The following is a 1,299-nucleotide window of genomic DNA, read 5'->3' on the forward strand; positions in this document are numbered from 1 at the left end:
TGGTCGACATGCGCGCCCGTCTCGGCCTGCCGCAGCCTGAGGACGGCAAGGTGCCGATGGCGGTCGGCGTCGACCTGCGCGGCGAATCCTATGGCCTGCTGATCGACCAGATCGGCGAGGTGCTGCGCCTGCCCGAAGCCGGCATGGAAGAGAACCCCGTCAACCTCGATCCCCGCATGGCCAAGCTCGCCGGCGGCGTCCACCGCCTCGACGGACAGCTCATGGTCGTCCTCGACGTCGATCGCGTCCTCGAGCTCGCGCCCGAGATGATGGCGGCCTGATACGGCGGCCTCGCCGCCGATGGACTTGCAATTGGAAGTGCCTCCGCAAAGGGGGAGGAAGGAGGTTCACATGCGAACTTGTCTCGTCGTTGATGATTCCAGCGTCATCCGCAAGGTTGCGCGCCGGATCCTGGAGGGCCTCGACTTCCAAATCCTCGAGGCCGAGGACGGTGAGAAGGCGCTGGAAGCCTGCAAGCGTGGCTTGCCCGATGCGGTGCTGCTCGACTGGAACATGCCCGTGATGGACGGCTATGAGTTCCTCGGCCATCTCAGGCGCATGCCCGGCGGCGACCAGCCCAAGGTCGTATTCTGCACCACCGAGAACGACGTCGCGCATATCGCGCGCGCGCTGCATGCGGGCGCCAACGAGTACATCATGAAGCCGTTCGACAAGGACATCGTGACGGCGAAATTCCAGGAAGTCGGCCTTATCTGAACGAACGGCCGGAAGCCGAACGGATCCTTCGGCGCCTGTTTTCAACTGTATCCTTTCAGTCTGAGTTGGTGAGTAATGAGCGTTGCGTTCGCAGGTAATTCGACTTCGACCGGCTCGCGCGAAGCGGGACCGCTGCGGGTGATGATCGTCGACGATTCCGTCGTCATTCGCGGTCTGATCTCGCGCTGGATCGGCGCCGAGCACGACATGGAAGTCGCGGCTTCGCTGCGCACCGGGCTCGAAGCGGTCAACCAGGTCGAACGCATCAATCCCGACGTTGCCGTGCTCGACATCGAAATGCCCGAGCTCGACGGCATCTCGGCGCTGCCGCAACTCCTGGCGAAGAAGCGCGATCTGGTCATCATCATGGCCTCGACGCTGACCCGCCGCAACGCGGAGATCAGCTTCAAGGCGCTGTCGCTCGGCGCGGCCGATTATATTCCAAAGCCGGAATCGACGCGCGAGGCGTCGGCCGCGGATATCTTTCATCACGATTTGATCCAGAAGATCCGCCATCTCGGTGCGCGGCTGCGCCGCAAGCACGCGGTTGCGAGCCCGCCGCTGGCGCCTGCGAGCCCGGCT

At 64.0% G+C, this 1,299-nt stretch carries 3 protein-coding genes; all 3 read left to right on the forward strand.

Going from position 1 to position 1,299, the window contains the following annotated elements; translation table 11 throughout:
* Nucleotides 1-281: chemotaxis protein CheW (locus MOV75_RS38520; RefSeq protein ID WP_247008059.1), on the forward strand; the 281-nt coding region annotated here is incomplete at its 5' end.
* 70 nt (nucleotides 282-351) lie between these two features.
* A complete protein-coding gene (locus MOV75_RS38525) occupies nucleotides 352-717 on the forward strand; it encodes a PleD family two-component system response regulator (protein ID WP_007600538.1) in 366 nt (121 codons plus the stop codon).
* A gap of 75 nt (nucleotides 718-792) precedes the next feature.
* Nucleotides 793-1,299, forward strand: a 507-nt coding sequence (locus MOV75_RS38530; protein WP_247008061.1) for a response regulator, incomplete at its 3' end; no start/stop codon positions are given.

Origin of the sequence: Bradyrhizobium sp. PRIMUS42 (assembly GCF_023006515.1) — a bacterium.
Taxonomy (GTDB): Bacteria; Pseudomonadota; Alphaproteobacteria; order Rhizobiales; family Xanthobacteraceae; genus Bradyrhizobium.